This is a genomic window from Acetivibrio mesophilus (genome assembly GCF_004102745.1).
Classification (GTDB): Bacteria; Bacillota; Clostridia; order Acetivibrionales; family Acetivibrionaceae; genus Hungateiclostridium; species Hungateiclostridium mesophilum.
Window position 1 is genome coordinate 1 of record NZ_RLII01000013.1, and the last position, 19,449, is coordinate 19,449.

A 19,449-nucleotide genomic window follows, 5' to 3' on the forward strand; every position below is an offset into this window, starting at 1 on the left:
GCACTTCCAAAGGAACTTAAGGGTAGGCTTTTACTGTGTGCATAAGAGCAAGAATCATGATACTTACTTAAAGCCAAATATTGAATTTTCAAGGTGCATAGAGATTATTAATCTGCGAAGTTTAAGTTAATGTAAGCTGTAAATGGTCTCCGGTCCACAAAGCTGTGCGAAAGTTATTGTTTTGTTTTGCAGCCTCTTCAATATTCACTACAAAGGGTTCCGGCCCATAGTCCTTTAATTTAATCGGCATGCCGCCCTTACACTGATCTGTATAGGGAATATATTGAGGCAGATACGGTTTGCATAGGTTGAAGTTATACATCGGCATATTCGGAAAACAGGGACACTGGCACATTTTATCCTTATATATGCTGTGTGGATTATATAATTGTGCATGTGCAAAATAAGGATATGACCAATTATTATTTGTATTATACATATTACCCATCCCTTCCTAACGTCATGGTATCATTCTATGTTTTATATCAAGTAAATGTGACTCTTCCTCTTGTATGACCTTTTTGTCAATCCGTTCAAATAAGATTTCCACCTGCCCAATCTCCAGGCTGCCCGGAACTTCTATACACTGCCAGACTGCTTTTTCAATCTTTAAGATGTTTCTTATTTTCGCAGAGGAAAACGGCAAAAAAGGTTCAAGCAGATTAGAAAGGTTAGCGATAATTTGCACACAGGTATAAAGAGTTTCCCTGCACTTTTCAACATCACTCTTTATTGTAATCCACGACTTACTGTCATCAAAGTATTTATTTGCTGACCGTACAAATACAAAGATTGCATCCAGTGCCTCCTTGAAGTTACCCTGTTCTATGAGTTCTCCAACTCGAGGATAGATATTTGTTAATGATTGCAGAATATTCTCATTACATCGAGCCTCCGGTATCTTGTTTTCAAAATTCTTTTGAATAAACACCAGACTGCGGTTCACAAAATTTCCGTATGCCCCCAAAAGCTCTCCATTATGACTGTTAATGAATTCTCTCCAGGTGAAGTCGGTATCCCTTTTTTCGGGACCATTACCGATCAGGAAATAACGGATGGAATCAGGCTCGTATCGTTCAATGAAATCCTTTACCCATATTGCCCAATTTTCGCTGGTGGAAATTTTCCTGCCTTCCAGGGTCAAATACTCGCTGGATATAATATCGTCCGGGAGCTTCAACTTGATATCGGTGCGACCTAAGAGCAGCGAGGGCAGAATAATTGTATGAAAAGGTATGTTATCCTTTCCATGTACGTAATATTGCCTTGAGCTGTTCCAGAATTCATAAAAGTCAATTCCCTGCTGACCGCATAGCGTATAACAGTCCGAAAGGTATCCAAGAACATTTTCAGCCCAGATATATATTTTCTTATCGCCAAACCCATCCTTCGGAACATCAATACCCCAATCGAGGTCACGGGTCAGGCTTCTGTCACGCAGTCCTTCCTGAATATATCTTTTTGACATCTCATAAGCATTTTTTCTCCAGTCCTTGTGACTCTCAATATATTCCTCCAGTTCTTTCTTCATACGGGTGACAGCAAGGTAAAGATGATTGGTAGAACTGAATTCCGGTGCCTTTTTGCATATGCTACATTCTGCCTGAAGCAGGTTTTCCGGCTCCAGTACACTTCCGCACACTTCACATTGATCGCCCCTTGCGGGCTTACCACAATGGGGGCATAAACCTTTTACAAAGCGATCCGGCAAAAATTGCTTGCATTGGATACAATATGCCTGCAAAGTGCTTTTCTCATAAACATACCCTCCATCATAGAGTTTTTTGTGGAAATCTTCAACAAAGCTTTTGTGTTCGCTGCTGGATGTTTTTCCGTATAGATTATAAGTGAAGCCAAGACGATTGAAGCAATCGACAAACTCATTGTGGTAATAATCACTTATTTCCTCAGGTGTCTTGTTTTCCTGCCTAGCTCTGATTGCGACTGGCGTACCATGACAATCACTGCCTGAAACCAAAAACACTCTGTCTCCTTTTGATCTAAAATACCTTGCCAATATATCCCCCGGCAATAATGCAGCTATATGACCTATATGCAAAGAACCATTGGCATAAGGCCATGCATTTCCTATTAAAATATTCATAAACACACCTCATTTCTAATTGATTTGGATTGACATATTTATATAAGCAAAATGCGCATTAAAAAAGCTCTCACCTCCAGGATAAAATCCTGGGGACGAGAGCATGATACTTCGTGTTACCACCCCGGTTCATTGATGCTTCGCAACACCAACCTCAGCAAGTACGGCAGGATAAATGAATCCTGATTATACTCCGGCACTATAACGGGAGCACCCGTCGCAGTCTAAACCCTAAAAGGATTCGGTGCGAAAGCTCCAAGACCATCTTCGGTTATCTATTCCTTACTCCTTCTCAGCTTACCGGAGCTCTCTGTAAAAGACATCAATAACTTACTCTTCTCTTCATCGCATCTATAATTTTATTGTAATCAAACTATATATCCACCTTTAATAGGATATGTCATAAATCCGGTTTCATTCACATTTTTAGTCTGAATGTAATTTTATGCAAGTTATATAAATATATTAACATGATATGCATTTGCAATCAATAGTTTACAGTAATAATAATCAACAGAAATAACCATCTAATTGAATTTTATTACTTTTTCACGATTACGCGATATACGCAAGCGGGCTCATTTTTACCCCCCACATATACAGACAAAATGAAGAAACCTGTCTACGGACATTAACCGCAAACAGGTTCATGGCGGAGACGGTGAGATTCGAACTCACGTGCCGCTCACGCGACAACCTGATTTCGAGTCAGGCTCGTTATGACCACTTCGATACGTCTCCATATATTATTTAAAACATCTTTATTCAGATTTTAATAATACCTAAAAAACTCCATAAAATCAACTATAAAAATCATATTCTTTATTTTTGATTTGGCTTTCTCTTTCTAAGCTCCTTGAAAAAATTCTTCAAAATCTCAGAGCATTCTTCCTGCAATATTCCGTAGGTCACTTCAACTTTATGGTTAAAAGCATCAACCCTAAGTACATCTATTACCGACCCAACTGCCCCTGCTTTAGGATCCACAGTCCCTATAAAAAGCCTTCCAACCCTAGCCTGTATAATTGCACCGGCACACATTGTACAAGGCTCCAATGTAACATACAAATCACAGTCGTTAAGTCTCCAGGTACCAAGCTTTGCAGATGCTTCCCTAATTACAGCTATCTCAGCATGATTGGTGGGGTCATTGGTTAATTCCTTTTCATTATGCCCCCTGGCAATTATTTTGCCGTCTCTGACTATCACTGCCCCTATGGGAGTCTCATCCTTGCTGTATGCCTTATAGGCTTCCTTCAAGGCCTCCCTCATAAACCAATGCTGTGAGCCCTCTTCAAACTCCAACTTACGTCCAAGCCTCCAATTAAACGAGTGTAAGGCGGAATAACTGCCAAACGTTGCGAATAAAATTATAACTAAAAATATGCTTATTGTCAAACCCATTGTTTGTTAGGTGATTTGATATTACTTCATGCTTTGTGGGTTTTTGTATAAATAAATTATTAAAAAACCACTCAAACCATTAATTTGAGCGGCTTTCCTCTGGTGTGCCCAAAGGGATTCGAACCCCCGGCCTGCGGTTTAGGAAACCGACGCTCTATCCTGCTGAGCTATGGGCACATATAATATATTATATTATATCCAAAATCAACGATTAATAGTATACTAAAAAAGCACAAATAATTCAAGAGTATTTTTTCCCAAAATTAAATTTATATTTCAACACCATTACATTCCAAAATAAGCCTCCTTTTTTCAAGCTTTTAAACCTATTAATTATCCTGCCTTGACCGTTTGGTCAATAAACCTTAACTAGTCATCGGTAAGCAATAAAGTCTACTATAGCCTAAAAAAGAGATGACATCCTTACCAAGTTACGCGCCATGCGTGGCGCACATATAACACAAACTCGTTCAGCAAAAGCCGAACGAGTTTCCACTTACCGTTTATTCCTTTACCCCTTCGATTTTTTGTATAAACTCTTCTACCGTAAAATCAAGTCCAGTAATATCGCTGAAACTCATTTCGGCGATGGAATCAGATTTCTTCAGTTTGCCCTTTTCTTTTGACATAGACTCATCACCGTAACCAAGTCCTCTGGCAATAATTTTCGAATTTATTACATCAAACCTTCCGTCGCTTATTCCTAAGCTTCGATATATATATTCTCCTGTGGAATCTTTACCTTTTTTTAAAAAAAGCACTGCTTCATCATTTAATCTATAAATTGGATCCCCCATTATACTGATATCTTGACCGTCTATAATTGCACCCGTTTGAATAAGTTTTATTATATCCCCTTTGGCAAGGTTACCCTTGATAACGTTTAATATCTCTGCTTTACTATATGTAAAAAATAGTTCCTGGTCTTCAACAGTTTCGGTTGACAAAATTTTTAAATGCACAATTTCCTCTGCATTTTTTTTCAATTCAGATATGTTATTAAATCCTTCAGCCTTAATAGCACTCATAGCTCCACCTGTAACAATAGCTTCTCCTGCGTTACTAACACTTTCATCTTTTCCTGTATTACATCCGGTAATCCCTAAAAGAAGGGCTACAGCAGCAGATATTAAGACTATACCTTTTTTATTAATCATTTTTCCACCCTCCCTAATTAAAAGTAAACAAAAACAACAAACAAATAAAACTATCCCTACTTTCTTCCTCTTCACAAAGACACACTCGTTTCATATTTTTCTGTTAAGCACTTTTGACATATCTTAATTGTTGCAACAATTAAAAGAAGATAATTCAGCATTATTATATCATGTAATATTCATCCATTCAAGTATTAAATTTATAAATTGATATATAATTATGTAACCAATATTGCAATTTGCAATCATGACCACCAGCTAATCCGACGGTTTGCTCTTGCCCTATAAGGATATGTTAATTAGCAAAGTTGTCCAACAGTGACTTTGTTAATGTCAGAAATTAATTTAAATATAATGCCATTAAAAACTCGTTAACTTTGTTTCAAAATTATTCGATAGAAAGTTTAACAGCCTATTTATTTTCTTTTATTTCACAAGGGAGGGTAACCATGAAATTAATCATAGATAACTTCAAAAAACTAATCATTTTCATCCTTATCATCTTAATTACAACTTTTTGCCTAAGGGACACTGCTCTAGCTAATTTCAGCCTTAATGCTACTCCTGCAGACTTCAATTCCGATACTCAAATAAATCTTAACTGGACTTCAGTCACAAATGCTGTTTACTACAGCATTTCAAGAGACGGTTTACATATTGCCAATATAGATGTTAACGTTGACAGAAACTATTTGAGCTTTCAGGATACCGGGCTAGTGCCTCAAACCTCCTACAGCTATACTCTAACTGCTGTAGATCCCAACGGAAAGGCCATCAAATCAGCCTATAGCACGGCTTCTACGTTAAAAATGAGAGCTCCTTCCATTATCTCCTCATACCTGGATATTAATAATAATGAGGTTACGCTGACATGGCTAAACAATTCTCTTGCTGCCAGCAGTACCATAGTGAATAAGTCTGGAGCTGGACAGGTTGCTCAAGTGTCTGGCAAAAAAACCTCTATCAGTTTTGTAGACCCAACCCTAACTTATGGCGTCGAATCACAATACACCATTATGTCAATAGACGGGAACGGATATTCATCAACCTCATCCTCTCCTGTTTCTATAATACCTATAGCCCCTCCAGTTATAGAAGCATCGATAAAAAACAGCACAGCAACGATTTCCTGGGGACAACATGCTTATATTCAGGAATTTAGACTTGAGAGATCCAAGTACCTGGAAGATAAAAAGAAATGGGATTCATGGCAAATAATAAATACTAACTTGCCGAAAAACAGCACAAGTATCACAGACCACCTCAGTAGCGATGGAACATACAGGTACAGATTAAGTATTGACAATGAAAAATATAAAGGTTTCAGTAATATATCAAAGCCTGTGTCAAGGCTTTTGGCTCCTTCAAATCTTCAATGTGTCCCAGTCGATTCCGGAAGAATCGACATAAGCTGGAGCCTCCCCTCAAAAGGCAACTTCACCCTTAAAATAGAGAAAAGAATCGGTTCGGGAAGCTACTCTACAATAGCTGTCCTTGACAGTAATATAACAACTTATTCGGACACTGAGGGAATTCTTGCGAACAAGTATTATTATTACCGAATAACAGCTTATGATGAGAACGGCAACTCTGCTTCATCTCCCGTGTATTCCATATACACCGGAGTACCGTCCGCCGCATCAAACCTGAGATTAGAAATAACATCTCCTACCAAAATAACTTTGAATTGGAAGGATTCTTCCAGCAATGAATCCGGCTTTAGAGTTGAAAGAAAGGTTGACACAGGTGACTTTGTTCCGATTGCAACTTTGAACGCAAATACCACTTCCTATATTGACAATAACGTAAGCACCCTATCCTCCTATACCTATAGGGTCATACCCTTTAATTCGGCAGGGGATGCTTCAGCCTACAGCAATGAAGTTTCTTGCACAACCTCTATTTTAAAGGTGGCTCCCGGATCATTGACCGTTACACCGGTATCTCCAACTGAGATTGAACTCAACTGGAGATACGCGGGCTCCGCAAGTTATAGTACCGTTATTGAAAGAAAAACCGGCGATAATGATGCCTGGGAAATAATAACTACCCTGGCAGCAGGCTATACAAGTTACAGAGATACGGACCTCCTTCCAAACACCCAATATTTTTACAGGGTAAGAACAAATCTTGCCAGCAGAGTTTACTCAAGACCTTATCCTGAAAAAGCCGACGGAACTGGAGTCTATACTTATTTGGAAGCTCCTGAGAAATTGACATCGGCCTGGACCACATCCGGATTTGTGAAACTTTCCTGGAAGTATGAGTCCTGGGGCGAGTCAGAGATTATAATTGAACGAAAAGTTGGAAATGGCAGGTTTATAGAAATCGACAAGCAGGACGCAGATAAAACTGTATGGTATGATTACGACATAGACCCGGAAACCAGTTACACATACAGAATCAGGGCCGCTAATGCCTTTAACTCGTCGGAATATTCAAATGAATCTTCTGTGGACGGCATGAGCTTCAAACCGCCCGAGGGCCTGAATGCTTCCATTGTATCAAATACCGAAATAATTTTGAGCTGGATCGACATGACCGATAATGAATCCGGCTTCAGGGTAGAAATGAAAACAGCGAATGACCAGAGCTGGAGAAAAGCCGCTTCGCTTTCTAAGAACACCACCAGCTGCACAATTAAAGACTTAAAACCCGATACCCTTTACTATTTTAGAGTAGTAGCCGAAAGGTCATCCTATCGTTTTGAGGTATACAGCGAGGAAATTCAGGTGCTTATGAAATCTCTATCCGCGCCGTCAGGCTTGGTAGTAAAGGTTATTTCACCAAATCAAATTCTCCTGGAGTGGAAGGATAATTCCGATGATGAGGATGGCTTCGTCATTGAAAGAAAGTCAAATCAAGGGGAATTCGCGGAAATTGCGAGGGTAGGCAGGAATGTTGAAAAATACACAGATAATCAGCTTTATTCCAATACCACCTATTACTATAGAATAAAAGGCTATGACAAAAACATATACACCAATTACACCAATATTGGAATGGCCAAAACTACACCTTCCCAAACCTTTAAGGATTTAAATTCTGTTCCTTGGGCAAAGGAATCCATAGAAAGTCTGGCAGCAAGAGGAATTATACATGGAAAATCCGAGGAACTTGGAATATTTGCACCCAATGACCGTATAACCCGCGCAGAGTTTATAACTCTCATAATAAAGGCCTTCCAATTGGATAAAACACCAACAGGCACTTTCGCCGATGTGAAGCCCAATCATTGGTACTACAAAAACGTCATGATTGCCAAAAACATGGGCATTGTTTCAGGGACAGGTGACAACTACTTCTATCCCAATGAGCCTATAAAAAGGGAGGACATGGCTGTAATTCTGGCAAAAACCTTTAAGATCGTCGGCAAACCGCTGCCAAATCACAGCAACTCAGTCCTGGATAAGTACTCCGACAAAAACCTTGTATCCATCTATGCCTTGCAGAGTATGGCTATATTGAACGGAGAAGAAATCATAAACGGCAAAAGCAGTACGCAGCTTTCTCCAAAAGATTATGCTACAAGGGCAGAAGCTGCGGTAATAATATATAAAGCTCTAAAAAAATTATAATTTGTTTTCATACACTCTCCTAATATGAAAAAACCCATTTATTGCACCTTTCTTCCATGGAAGGCGCACTTTTTTTTGTAATAAAACTCTGCTTTTTCGTTAATATTAACCTTGGAAAACACAATATGTTGGGTTATAATGGTATAGTAATCTGGAGTAAAATATATACAACTCTTATCCCTTTTCTTACAAGGAGGACTTTTAAGTATAATGGATAGCTTAAACCTGACTGCCGCTTTAGATGTACTGCTAAAATTCAGATCTCAGCGCGATTGGAGCAAGTTCCACACCCCAAAGAATCTGGCCATTTCGATTGCAATAGAAGCGGCAGAGCTTATGGAGCATTTCCAATGGAAAACCGATGATGAAGCAAAAGAGTATCTTTCTTCATCCAAATTTGACGATGTAAAAGACGAGATTGCCGACATTGCATCATACCTGCTGCTTTTAAGCCATGACCTCGGAATTGATCTTAACCAAGCAATTCTCGACAAAGTCAAAAAGAATGAGCTAAAATATCCCGTCGCTAAGTGCCGGGGTAAAAACAATAAATACAATGATCTATGAACTTAACATTAACAATAAAATTAGTTAAAGGAGGCTCTTTCGTATGCCGGAATTAAAAGCAAAAGTACTTCCCAAAAGAGATGAAATAGATAGTAAATACAAATGGAAGCTCGAAGATATATGTGCCAGTATTGATGACTGGGAGAAGGACTTTAGCAAGGTTAAGGAATATGTATCCCAAATAGTTGGGTTTAAAGGTACTTTGAATAAGGATTCAAATACTCTCCTAGAATGTTTGAAGCTCAGCAACAAGCTAATGTCCATAAACGACAGTGTCTTTGTATATGCAAGGATGAAAAAGGATGAAAATAACGCAGATTCTACATATCAGAGTCTGGCCGATAAAGCATCTGCCCTTATGACTGAAGCCTATGCTGCTGTATCTTTTATTGTCCCTGAAATAATATCTATCCCCGAGGATAAGCTAAATAGCTTTCTTGAAGAGAATAAGGACCTTCAGCTGTACCGCCAATTTTTTCATGAGATTCTGCGGCAAAAAGAGCATGTACTCTCGGAAAAGGAAGAGGAATTGTTGGCCCTTTCCTCAGAAATGGCCGGCTCTCCAAGAGAAATCTTTACCATGTTCAACAATGCAGATATACGGTTTCCTTTTATAAAGGATGAAGATGGTGAAGAAGTGGAACTCACCAAGGGCAGATACGTTAAATTCCTTGAAAGCACGGACAGAAGAGTCCGCAAAGATGCTTTTGAGGCCCTTTACGACACTTACGGCAAATTCAAAAACACCCTTGCTGCTTCTCTTATCGGTAATATCAAGGCTTCTAAATTCTATGCCACTTCCGCTAAGTACAGCTCATCCCTTGAGGCTTCTTTAGATGCCGACAATATAAGCGTAGATGTATATGATAATTTAATTGAGACGGTAAATAAAAACTTACCTCTTCTCCACAGGTATTTGAAGCTAAGGAAAAAAGCTTTAAAGATTGATGAGCTTCATATGTATGACCTATATGTTCCAATTGTTCAAGAATCAAATAAGAACATCCCCTATGAAGAGGCCCTAAAGATGGTGGAATCGGGACTGCATCCCTTAGGAGAAGAGTATCTCTCATACCTTAAGGAAGGGTTTACAAAAGGCTGGATAGATGTGTATGAAAACCAGGGTAAAACCAGCGGTGCATATTCATGGGGCGCTTATACGACGCACCCTTATGTCCTTTTAAACTACCAGGGTACAATAAATGATGTCTTTACCCTAGCTCATGAAATGGGCCATGCAATCCACTCCTATTACACCAACAAAACCCAGCCCTATGTTTATTCGGAATACAAAATCTTTGTTGCCGAAGTGGCATCAACGGTTAACGAATCCCTGCTTATGAATTACCTTCTTGACAAAACAGCAGATAGAATGGAAAAAGCCTATCTTTTGAATCATTACCTCGAGCAGTTCCGCGGAACTATCTTCCGACAGGTTATGTTTGCTGAGTTTGAAAAAATAGTTCACTTGAAACATAAAAATGGAGAACCCTTGACATCGGAAATCTTAAGCAATATATACTATGACCTTAATAAAAAGTATTTTGAAGCCGAGGTAAACGTAGATAAGGAAATTTCCATGGAATGGGCAAGAATTCCCCACTTTTATACCAGCTTCTATGTTTACAAATACGCTACCGGCTTTTCATCTGCAACCGCTATATCCAGCATGATACTGAAAGAAGGACAGCCTGCAGTGGATAGGTATATTAAGTTTTTAAAAAGCGGAAGCGCCGATTACCCCTTAGAGCTTCTTAAAATTGCCGGAGTCGACCTTTCCACACCAAAGCCAGTACAAGATGCCTTGGATGTATTTGAAAAAATTCTGACCGAACTTGAAGCACTGATATAGCAGTATATATTGCGAGTTCTTATACGGCTTTGAACTCGCAATATTCTTTAATTGCCCAATTTTCACTATTTCTTGTTCTTCCATACTGTTTTAATTGCTTATAAATTGTTATATACTAATTAATTGAAGTTATAGCTGTTACTTTAGAGGTGTTAACATATGAATGTACTTAATGTTCATGATAAAACAATACTCCATCACGCGTCAAACAATGAAACCTATAAAAAGGGCATATTATATAGTCTCAATCATCGGGTAAGGCGCTTTGAATTCGACTATGATAAATTGGTAATCAATGCTGTGGTTAGAGGCTCGGAGGATTATGATGTCTCAATATATTTTGACGATAGTGGCGATATCAACGAATACGAGTGCACATGTCCGACCTACTACAGTTACTACGGCGCATGCAAGCATATTGTGGCAGTAATGAAAACGGCTCAAAGCGAGCTTCTCAAATTCAAATATGGTAACCCTAGGAAACAGAATAAAAATACCTTTGAAGATGTATTTACTTTTTTTGAAGGCTTGTTGGATGAAAATCCAAGGCAGGAAGTTCAACTAGAAATAACTTACGAATTTAACCGAGATTATTTTAATAGTCATACATCCACACTGGAGCTTAGACTGGGCATCGGTAAACTGTACATTGTAAAGGATATGAAGGAATTTTTGTCCCACATATACACCAATACACCTTTAGAGTTTGGTAAAAATTTCACTTTTGATCCTGCACAACATACGTTTTCTGAAGGGGATCAAAAAATTATCGATATACTTATGGAAATATACGAAAATGAGAAGCTTTTAGAGCAAAGATTTAGATATACTTATCAGGCAACATCCGGGGTATTCACCGGTAAAAAGGTGCTGCTCTCAACACCATATTTGCTAAGGGTATTTGATGCTTTAAAAAATAAAAACTTTTATGCAAAGGTATTGAACAACGGCGAAAAACTTATGTCAATAGCCAATGAGGATCTTCCCCTTGATTTTTCTCTATTCCGTAGAAGCGATAAGGTTTTGCTGCACTTAAAATCGTATAGGTCCCTTGTGCCTCTCACCGAGAAAGGGGTTTATTTCTATTACAACGACAGAATATACCACCCTTCCGAAAAACAGCAAAAATACTATATCCCTTTTATTTCCAAGTTGTTGGACAGCAAAACAGATAGCCTTCCTTTTTCCGCGGCTCAGACAGAAAGATTTGTTTCTGAGGTTCTGCCCCATATTCGCAAGCTAGGCAACGTTTCCATGGATAAGGAAATAGAGGATAAGCTTGTTAAGGAAGAGCTTGTTTCAAAAATATATTTTGACAAATACAAAGAAGGTATTTGTGCCGTTATCAATTTTCATTATGGGGAATCGGTTTTAAATCCTTTCTCCGGACAAAATTATATTAATGACCCTGACAAAATAGTCGTAAGGGATATGGAATCCGAGAGAAATATCATTGGGATTTTTGAAGCAGCAGAGTTTATTGTGGATAAAAACACAATCTACCTGGTAGATGAGAATAAATTATTTGAGTTTTTGACAAATGACCTGCCCCGGCTTCAGGAGTTATCGGAGGTATACTATTCCGATGCATTTAAGAATATCACTGTAAAATTTCCTCCCAGATTTTCCGGTGGAATCCGCCTCAATCAGGATTCAAATATGCTGGAATTCTCTTTTGATTATGGAGATATTGATGGCAGCGAACTTGAGCATATCTTTTCTTCCATAATAGAAAAAAGGAAGTTTTACAGGCTCAAGGACGGGTCCTTCTTGCCCCTTGACTTGCCGGAACTTAAAAGTATGAGCAATTTGGTCGAACAGCTTGATATTAAAGGGAAAGATTTATCCAAAAAGGTTATAGAGCTCCCTAAATATAGAGCCATGTATATTGACAGTCTGCTCCGTGAAGCCAATATGAACGGTATTGAGCGAAGCCTTGATTTTAAATATATGGTTCAGAATATAAAGGAACCGGGGGATATGGATTTTGAAATCCCAGACAAACTAAAAAATGTTCTAAGGGATTATCAGAAGGTTGGCTACAAATGGTTTAAAACCCTTGCGTTTTACGGATTATCCGGGATTCTGGCCGATGATATGGGCTTGGGTAAAACCCTTGAAGTTATATCATTTATATTGTCGGAAAAGGACAATGCAACAGCCCCCTCCCTTGTTGTCGCACCAACTTCCCTTGTATACAACTGGCAGGAGGAAGTCAAAAAATTTGCCCCGGAGCTCAAGGTCCTGGTTATTTCCGGGTCTGTTTCGGAACGTCATGAGAAGTTTGAGAATATAGGAAATGCTGACATCGTGGTCACTTCCTATCCTTTATTAAGAAGGGATATTGACCTCTATAAGGATATAAAATTCCAATACTGTTTCCTTGATGAGGCGCAACATATTAAGAATCCCAATACTCTTAATGCCAAAACTGCAAAGCAAATCAATTCAGGAATGAACTTTGCCCTGACAGGTACCCCTATTGAGAACTCTATCACGGAGCTCTGGTCGATTTTCGACTTTGTTATGCCGGGATATCTTTTGTCCCATGCCAAGTTTATTAAAAAGTTTGAGAGCCCGATTATGAAATATTCCGACCAAAATGCTCTAAATGAGCTGGGCAGGCACATACGTCCCTTTATACTCCGGAGACTGAAAAAGGATGTGTTAAAGGACCTCCCCGAAAAAATTGAAACTAAAATGATCTGTGAAATGACCCCAGAGCAGAAGAAAATTTATCTGGCGTATCTTAAGAAAGCGAAAAGTGAAGTTGCTATAGAGCTTCAAACACACGGGTTTGAAAGAAGTCATATAAAAATACTGTCCATACTGACAAGACTTCGCCAGATATGCTGCCATCCATCCCTTTTTATTGAGAATTATAACGGTGAAAGCGGGAAAATGCAGCTGTTAGAAGAAATAATGACAGATGCCATTGATAGCGGGCACAGGATTTTACTGTTCTCGCAGTTTACAAGCATGCTGGAAATTATAAAGCGGTTCCTTGACCAAAAAGGTATTGAGTATTTTTATTTGGATGGTTCTACCAAGTCCGAAGACCGTGTGGAGATGGTTAAGGCCTTCAATCAGGGTACAGGAAAGCTGTTTCTCATTTCTTTAAAAGCGGGAGGTACAGGCCTAAACCTTACCGGAGCCGATACAGTAATCCATTTTGACCCATGGTGGAATCCTGCGGTTGAGGATCAGGCCTCGGACCGTGCCCACAGGATAGGACAAAAGAACGTTGTCCATGTGATGAAGCTTATTACTCAGGGAACAATAGAGGATAAAATCTTTGAGCTTCAGCAGAAGAAAAAGGAAATGATTGATTCCGTCATTCAGCCCGGCGAAACCCTTCTTTCCAAAATGTCTGAAAGTGAAATCCGGGAATTGTTTGAGCTTTAGTAACATGACTACGGGAATTTTACTGCCACCTTTTCTTCTATTTTTTTATCTTTTATCTCATACACAGTTGAGCCATCTACTATAAAATCTTCACTATGAGTTATGATAATAGCAATTTTATCTTTACAAAACTTTTGAATATTATCTTTTATCATCTGCTCGGTTTGATAATCAAGGCCTGCTGTACCTTCATCAATAATAATTATAGGATTCTCCTGAAGTAATGCCCTCACTAATCCCAACCTATGTTTTTGACCGACTGACAAGTTATCACCGAAATCCCCCAGCATCGTATCAAATCCATCAGGAAGATTATTTATATCTTCGAGAATCGAACACTCCTCACAAGCAGATATAAGTCTATCTTCTGAAACATCCGAGCCTAAAAGCAGATTATTTCTAATTGTATCACGAAAAAGTACAGGCTCCTGCGGCACCCAAGATATGTACTGAGGTATTTCGTTATTGTCAATGATATCTTTGATACTGATATCATCAAACAGAATTTCTCCGCTTTTTGCAACAATCTTGCCCAAAATAAGCTTTACCAAAGTTGACTTACCCACACCGCTTCTTCCGACAATATAGTTTATCTTGTTTTTTGCAAAAATTGCACTAGCACCATCAAAAATGCAATTGCCGTTTTCATATTCAAAAGCAACATTATCAATAGATATTTTTTCAACATGTTTTTTACTTTTTATATCTTTCATATAGCAATTCATATTCTTTTTATTTTTCATTAATACCAATATGTCAAAAACACAATCTATTGATTTTTTATCATTACTATATTGTGAAGGTATATCAAGAATTTCACTTAACGGACTACTAAGCATTGAGGCATAGCTAATAAACGAAATTAGTATGCCCAAAGACATTTCACCATTTATTACAAAGAACCCGCCAAGCACCAATATAGTACAATCCATAAATAGTCTTAATATATTTACAATAGAAAATATGTTCTGTGATATCCTAGTACTCTTTTTATCTTGTCGGTACGACTCATAATATGCATCATTGTATCTGCTTACCAAGTATTTATCTGCTTTAACAAGAGATAAATCCTTAATATTATATATGATCTCGTTAATCCTTTCCATTACGGTTATGTAGCTTTTTCTAATATTGGTACTATTTTCTGCTAGTTTATCATTAAATGCTTTTTTAACATAAACAATGACAAATTGAATTGCTATTACTATAAGCCCCAAAGTAGTCTGAAGTTTTATCAGAAAAAATAATGATATAATCATTCTTAAAAAAGAGATTAATATGTCTTGAATGTTTCTGGATATAAGGTTTATAAACTTATTTACATCGCTCTTAATTAATGTTTCCAACTCGCCTCCGGAAGTACTATTCAAATCTGCTCTAAATGTATTGACATAGTATTTTATAACCTCATTTTTAATATCCCTCTCGACAATATACTGATACTTCAAATTTACCATTGTTTTGGCATATAACATCAACTCATTTATAAAATTGATAGCTAGATATGCCATAACGCCACATATAAGTACTTTTACGCTACCTTTATTTATACCATTATCAATAATAACAGCATTTATCATAGGAGAAGAATACGCTACTGCCAATGTCAGCAACGACAAAACAGCAAAACATATATTATACTTAAAGTATCTAGTAAATAATTCAAAAACAATTTTCACCTTGGAATACTTACTATTTTTCATTTAATCCACCAACATATCCAGTCAAATCGTATATTGACTTAAATGCCGAATATTTCATGTTTGTAATGTCAATATTGCACTTAAGCCTTAGGCATATTTCATATATTAATAATCCAAACTCATCAATATTTTTTACAATACTTCCGAAAAGCAAATTTGAACCATCCTCTGGCACTTCATAGCCTAGTTCTTTAACAATACCTATTATTTTTTCATATACATATTGATAATATAATAGATTTTCAGAATTCTCATCTTCAAGGCTATGAATTATATTTGTGCTTGCATCACCGGATTCTAATTTTAACATATTGAGAACGCTTTCAACTCCAACACTTCCCAATTCAACACACTTCATTACTTTTGCCGCCACAATTGCAGCTGCTTTACTGGTGCCGCTAAACAGCCAAAATTTATTCTCATTCACCGGAACAAACTCAGGAGTCACATCTCCTAACACTTGAAGGTCTTCTTTATTATTCCAAATCATCACACCACTTAAGCATGCTGCTCTCCCCACTCCAATTACACAATCAAGGCATGCAGGAAAAGGATAGACACTTTCTCTATTTGCACCGGCAGCAACAATGATAGTTCCTTCTTTTGTGAGTTTCCTGCAAAGCTCTTCTATTCTGCTATGATAAGTTTTATTATGTATAATTAAAGACATCAAAATTACGTCAGCTTTATCTGTCAGCAGTTCTTCTAAAGCTTTAATGATTTTTGCAGCACTATCCCCGCCTGATATTACATCATATATATAGTATTCTTTATAGCTGCTGTTATATTTTTCGATAGTGCACACAACCTTAGAGCCATGCCTTACTCCTGTATTCGAACCGCTAATTTTGCAGTCACTTTTTTTAATGACTATTCCCGGCTTTATATCTTCAATATCTACTCCGTCATCTATCACCGCAATTTTCATAATAATGCATCAATCCTTCTTTTTGCCCTTTATCACTAATTAACCTTAGTATAATCCCACATATTTAATATCTGGCGGATAAAAATGTCCGCCAGATATTTATCAGATAACCAATCACAAAGTGTATGTACTTCTTATAGATAAATCGATGTCTTCGGAGTCAATAATCTATAACAATAGAAACCGAAGACATTTAAAATCTCCCTGATTTCAGCAACGGTTGCAGTTCCATCAACCTTACATCCAGCCCGATTCAAGAATGAATAATCAGCTTGTGTTTTGTTGAAGTATTCTTTGCAATCATCATGACATGCCTGTAACTCAACATCAAATTGTTCTTCAATATCCAACATATTTTCAATCTTTTTAATTTTCATTGACTAAACCTCCCCTTTACTTTTTTTGTGATTGGTCAATCATGATATACTTGATAAAACACATTTTCCAATTCACATATCACCGGTGAAGTACCGAGATAATCTCCAGTCAATACTTTATTTAGTATTTTACACCTGGTGGACGTACAGTATTTACCATATGTGCAACCTCTACATTCTATATTTTCTTTTTGATTTAATTCCATTAATACGGCATTCTTGCTCTTATCAATGCCGTCTATTATATTGCCTATACTTAAGTCAATATCTCCCACTCCATATGTACACGGATAAACTAACATATCTACATCTATATTGCATTGGACAATCCCACCTGCGCATAGACCTTTCTTTGAGATATTATCTTTGAAAAAAGTAATGCTTACATCCTCAGCAACCTCTTTTTCTTTGACTCTAATTAATTCTGTTTTCAATAATTCAATTTTTTCATCATCCCAATATTTATCAAAGAAGTCCGGGACTGCTACTATATTCTTAAATCCAAGCTCTAAGAGATGCTCTATGTTATAATAAAAGCTATGCACATTATTGGGTGTAACCGTCATTCTTATCCTTGGATTGAGCCCCATTTCGGCTACCCTTTGAGCATTTTTTACAACTCTTTCATATGTTCCGTTTCCAAACATGTCTATTCTATTAGAATCATTTGACACCTTATCGCCATCCAAGCTTATAGAAAGATATATTTTATATTCCATAATAGTACTTATTATTGATTCATTTAATAAAAGAGCGTTGGTAGTCAATGAATAACGTGCGGGAATATCAAATTCATTTAGTCGATCACAAATTGCTTTTATGATATCCAAACGCAACAAGGGTTCCCCACCATGGAAATTAATAGTCAGTTCAGGTTCATTGATACTACTGCACCTAATAAAATCAATAAGTTTTCCTATATTCTCTTTACTAAAGTCAAGATTTCTTTTTTCGATGCCTTCATAACAATACTTACATCTAAGGTTACACCTTCTGGTAACCCATATATTAAACGCTTTCATAGTTCCCCCAGTACAACTTATAGTAATGCTCACTTTCTTTACATACCTCTTCTAATTTTCCCTGCTCAATGTATCTTCTAATTTCATTAACACATGTAAAGTAAAGTATATTTTCATCACATTCTTTACATCCTTTGAGGTTATATGGCAATAATGAATTAAATTTTTTATATCCTTTTGTATTTTCAAATTTCCTTTGCTCAAGATAATCTTTCAAATCATCAATATTGAGAACATTTCCAAGGCAAAATTCATCCTCCATTAATGCTGCGCAGGGAAAAATATTACCGGTGTAATCAATCTGAAATTGACGTTTTGCTCCTTGACATGCGAATATCTGAGGACGAAGTCTGTAAATTTTGTTTTTGACAAATGAATCTTCTGCACGTTTTTCATCATATTCTCTACTATCGATTATATTAATATTGTCATAGATGCTTCGCGCTCGACCTGAATTGTCTAAAGCCCTTATCATTGGTGTGACTTTAAGCTCTTCACAGAGCTTATTAAAATCACTAACAGCATAATGATTTTCTTTAGTTTTTACCATTGACGCGGAGATTTGCTTAACTCCAGCCTGTTTTAATAAGTTAATTCCATGTATGGTTTTTTCAAAAACGCCCTCGCCTCTTAGAAGAGCGCAACTTTGCTCATCTACGCCATCTATGCTAACGTCAACTGCATCGTAGTTCTCTGCAATAAAGGCAGCCATATCTTCATCTATAAGAACTGCGTTGGTCATTAATGTCAGGGTTCCATCATAGATAGCTCTAATGGATTCTGTTATTTCTTTAAAATCCTCTCTCATAAGAGGTTCGCCGCCGGACAATGTAAGGATTTGCGGATTAAGTTTTGCCACCTTATATACCACATTCAATAGGTCCTCATGTGATAAATCCTCTCCTTTTATCTTTTCTCCGGCACTAATACAACAATGCTTACATCTGAGATTACATTTATCTGTTATATCTATTGAAATACTAAATTGATTGCTTTGGATAAGTTCATTATTTTCGTAGCTCCACATATGTAGAGATTCAAGCTTATTGACAAGCTTGTTCATGTATTCTTTAGACTTGTCCTCCTCAATTGCGTCAAGCAATTCGTTAAATGTCATCTTTTCTTTTATAGCAGCATTGATAATATCCACACATTCATTACTCAAAAAAATACTCTCTGCATTATCTATGTTGCAAACTAATGACTTTTCATTTCCTTTAATTATCTTTACCGCCTTTTTAAAATTAACAGCATAACCAAAATTCATTATATCCCCCTCTCTCCAGACAAAAAGGAATATTATCTCATGTCTTCCATTAGATAATAAATCACTTCATTATGCTTGTAAACTT

Annotated in this window: 13 protein-coding genes, 2 tRNA genes and 1 other annotated feature; of the genes, 4 read left to right on the forward strand and 11 right to left on the reverse strand. The window is 37.2% G+C overall.

What is annotated here, in order from left to right; all coding sequences use genetic code 11:
- Nucleotides 1-121: 121 nt before the first annotated feature.
- The 6 genes from EFD62_RS10460 to EFD62_RS10485 all read right to left on the reverse strand — a co-directional run bounded on the left by EFD62_RS10460 (nucleotide 122) and on the right by EFD62_RS10485 (nucleotide 4,665).
- A complete protein-coding gene (locus EFD62_RS10460; RefSeq protein WP_235832633.1) occupies nucleotides 122-439 on the reverse strand; it encodes a hypothetical protein in 318 nt (105 codons plus the stop codon).
- Nucleotides 440-460: 21 nt separating this feature from the next.
- Complete coding sequence (gene metG / locus EFD62_RS10465; RefSeq protein WP_128706083.1) at nucleotides 461-2,104, reverse strand: methionine--tRNA ligase; 1,644 nt, start codon at nucleotides 2,102-2,104, stop codon at nucleotides 461-463.
- Nucleotides 2,105-2,192: 88 nt separating this feature from the next.
- Nucleotides 2,193-2,459: a binding site (T-box leader), on the reverse strand.
- Between the two features lie 295 nt (nucleotides 2,460-2,754).
- Nucleotides 2,755-2,845 (reverse strand) — tRNA-Ser (locus EFD62_RS10470).
- An 81-nt stretch (nucleotides 2,846-2,926) separates the two neighbouring features.
- The gene (gene tadA / locus EFD62_RS10475) at nucleotides 2,927-3,409 is read right to left on the reverse strand and encodes a tRNA adenosine(34) deaminase TadA (protein WP_083225219.1); all 483 of its coding nucleotides are present in this window, start codon (nucleotides 3,407-3,409) and stop codon (nucleotides 2,927-2,929) included.
- 199 nt (nucleotides 3,410-3,608) lie between these two features.
- A tRNA-Arg gene (locus EFD62_RS10480) sits at nucleotides 3,609-3,685 on the reverse strand.
- A gap of 326 nt (nucleotides 3,686-4,011) precedes the next feature.
- The gene (locus EFD62_RS10485; protein WP_128706084.1) at nucleotides 4,012-4,665 is read right to left on the reverse strand and encodes a hypothetical protein; all 654 of its coding nucleotides are present in this window, start codon (nucleotides 4,663-4,665) and stop codon (nucleotides 4,012-4,014) included.
- Between the two features lie 449 nt (nucleotides 4,666-5,114).
- On the opposite strand from EFD62_RS10485, the gene EFD62_RS10490 reads away from it, so the two are divergent.
- From EFD62_RS10490 to EFD62_RS10505, 4 genes are all read left to right on the forward strand, one after another.
- Nucleotides 5,115-8,243 (forward strand): fibronectin type III domain-containing protein, encoded by a 3,129-nt coding sequence (locus EFD62_RS10490; protein ID WP_069195473.1) that lies wholly within the window; start codon nucleotides 5,115-5,117, stop codon nucleotides 8,241-8,243.
- A gap of 210 nt (nucleotides 8,244-8,453) precedes the next feature.
- Nucleotides 8,454-8,810: a nucleotide pyrophosphohydrolase gene (locus EFD62_RS10495; RefSeq protein WP_069195472.1), complete on the forward strand. Its 357-nt coding sequence runs from the start codon at nucleotides 8,454-8,456 to the stop codon at nucleotides 8,808-8,810.
- 43 nt (nucleotides 8,811-8,853) lie between these two features.
- Complete coding sequence (pepF, locus tag EFD62_RS10500) at nucleotides 8,854-10,662, forward strand: oligoendopeptidase F (RefSeq protein ID WP_128706085.1); 1,809 nt, start codon at nucleotides 8,854-8,856, stop codon at nucleotides 10,660-10,662.
- Between the two features lie 159 nt (nucleotides 10,663-10,821).
- Nucleotides 10,822-14,067 (forward strand): SNF2 helicase associated domain-containing protein, encoded by a 3,246-nt coding sequence (locus tag EFD62_RS10505; protein ID WP_069195470.1) that lies wholly within the window; start codon nucleotides 10,822-10,824, stop codon nucleotides 14,065-14,067.
- A gap of 8 nt (nucleotides 14,068-14,075) precedes the next feature.
- On the opposite strand, the gene EFD62_RS10510 is transcribed toward EFD62_RS10505, so the two are convergent.
- The 5 genes from EFD62_RS10510 to EFD62_RS10530 form a co-directional block, all read right to left on the reverse strand.
- Entirely contained in the window at nucleotides 14,076-15,770 is a 1,695-nt protein-coding gene (locus EFD62_RS10510; RefSeq protein WP_069195469.1) for an ABC transporter ATP-binding protein, read from the reverse strand.
- On the reverse strand, nucleotides 15,760-16,698 hold the full coding sequence (locus EFD62_RS10515) for a S8/S53 family peptidase (RefSeq protein ID WP_069195468.1): 939 nt from the start codon (nucleotides 16,696-16,698) through the stop codon (nucleotides 15,760-15,762). Before EFD62_RS10515 ends, EFD62_RS10510 begins: the two co-directional genes overlap by 11 nt.
- Before the next feature lie 134 nt (nucleotides 16,699-16,832).
- Nucleotides 16,833-17,075 carry a hypothetical protein gene (locus EFD62_RS10520; protein ID WP_069195467.1) on the reverse strand — a complete coding sequence of 81 codons (243 nt, stop codon included), beginning with the start codon at nucleotides 17,073-17,075 and terminating at the stop codon, nucleotides 16,833-16,835.
- Nucleotides 17,076-17,110: 35 nt separating this feature from the next.
- Complete coding sequence (locus EFD62_RS10525) at nucleotides 17,111-18,097, reverse strand: radical SAM protein (protein ID WP_069195466.1); 987 nt, start codon at nucleotides 18,095-18,097, stop codon at nucleotides 17,111-17,113.
- Complete coding sequence (locus EFD62_RS10530; RefSeq protein ID WP_069195465.1) at nucleotides 18,084-19,364, reverse strand: radical SAM protein; 1,281 nt, start codon at nucleotides 19,362-19,364, stop codon at nucleotides 18,084-18,086. Before EFD62_RS10530 ends, EFD62_RS10525 begins: the two co-directional genes overlap by 14 nt.
- Nucleotides 19,365-19,449 lie beyond the last annotated feature (85 nt).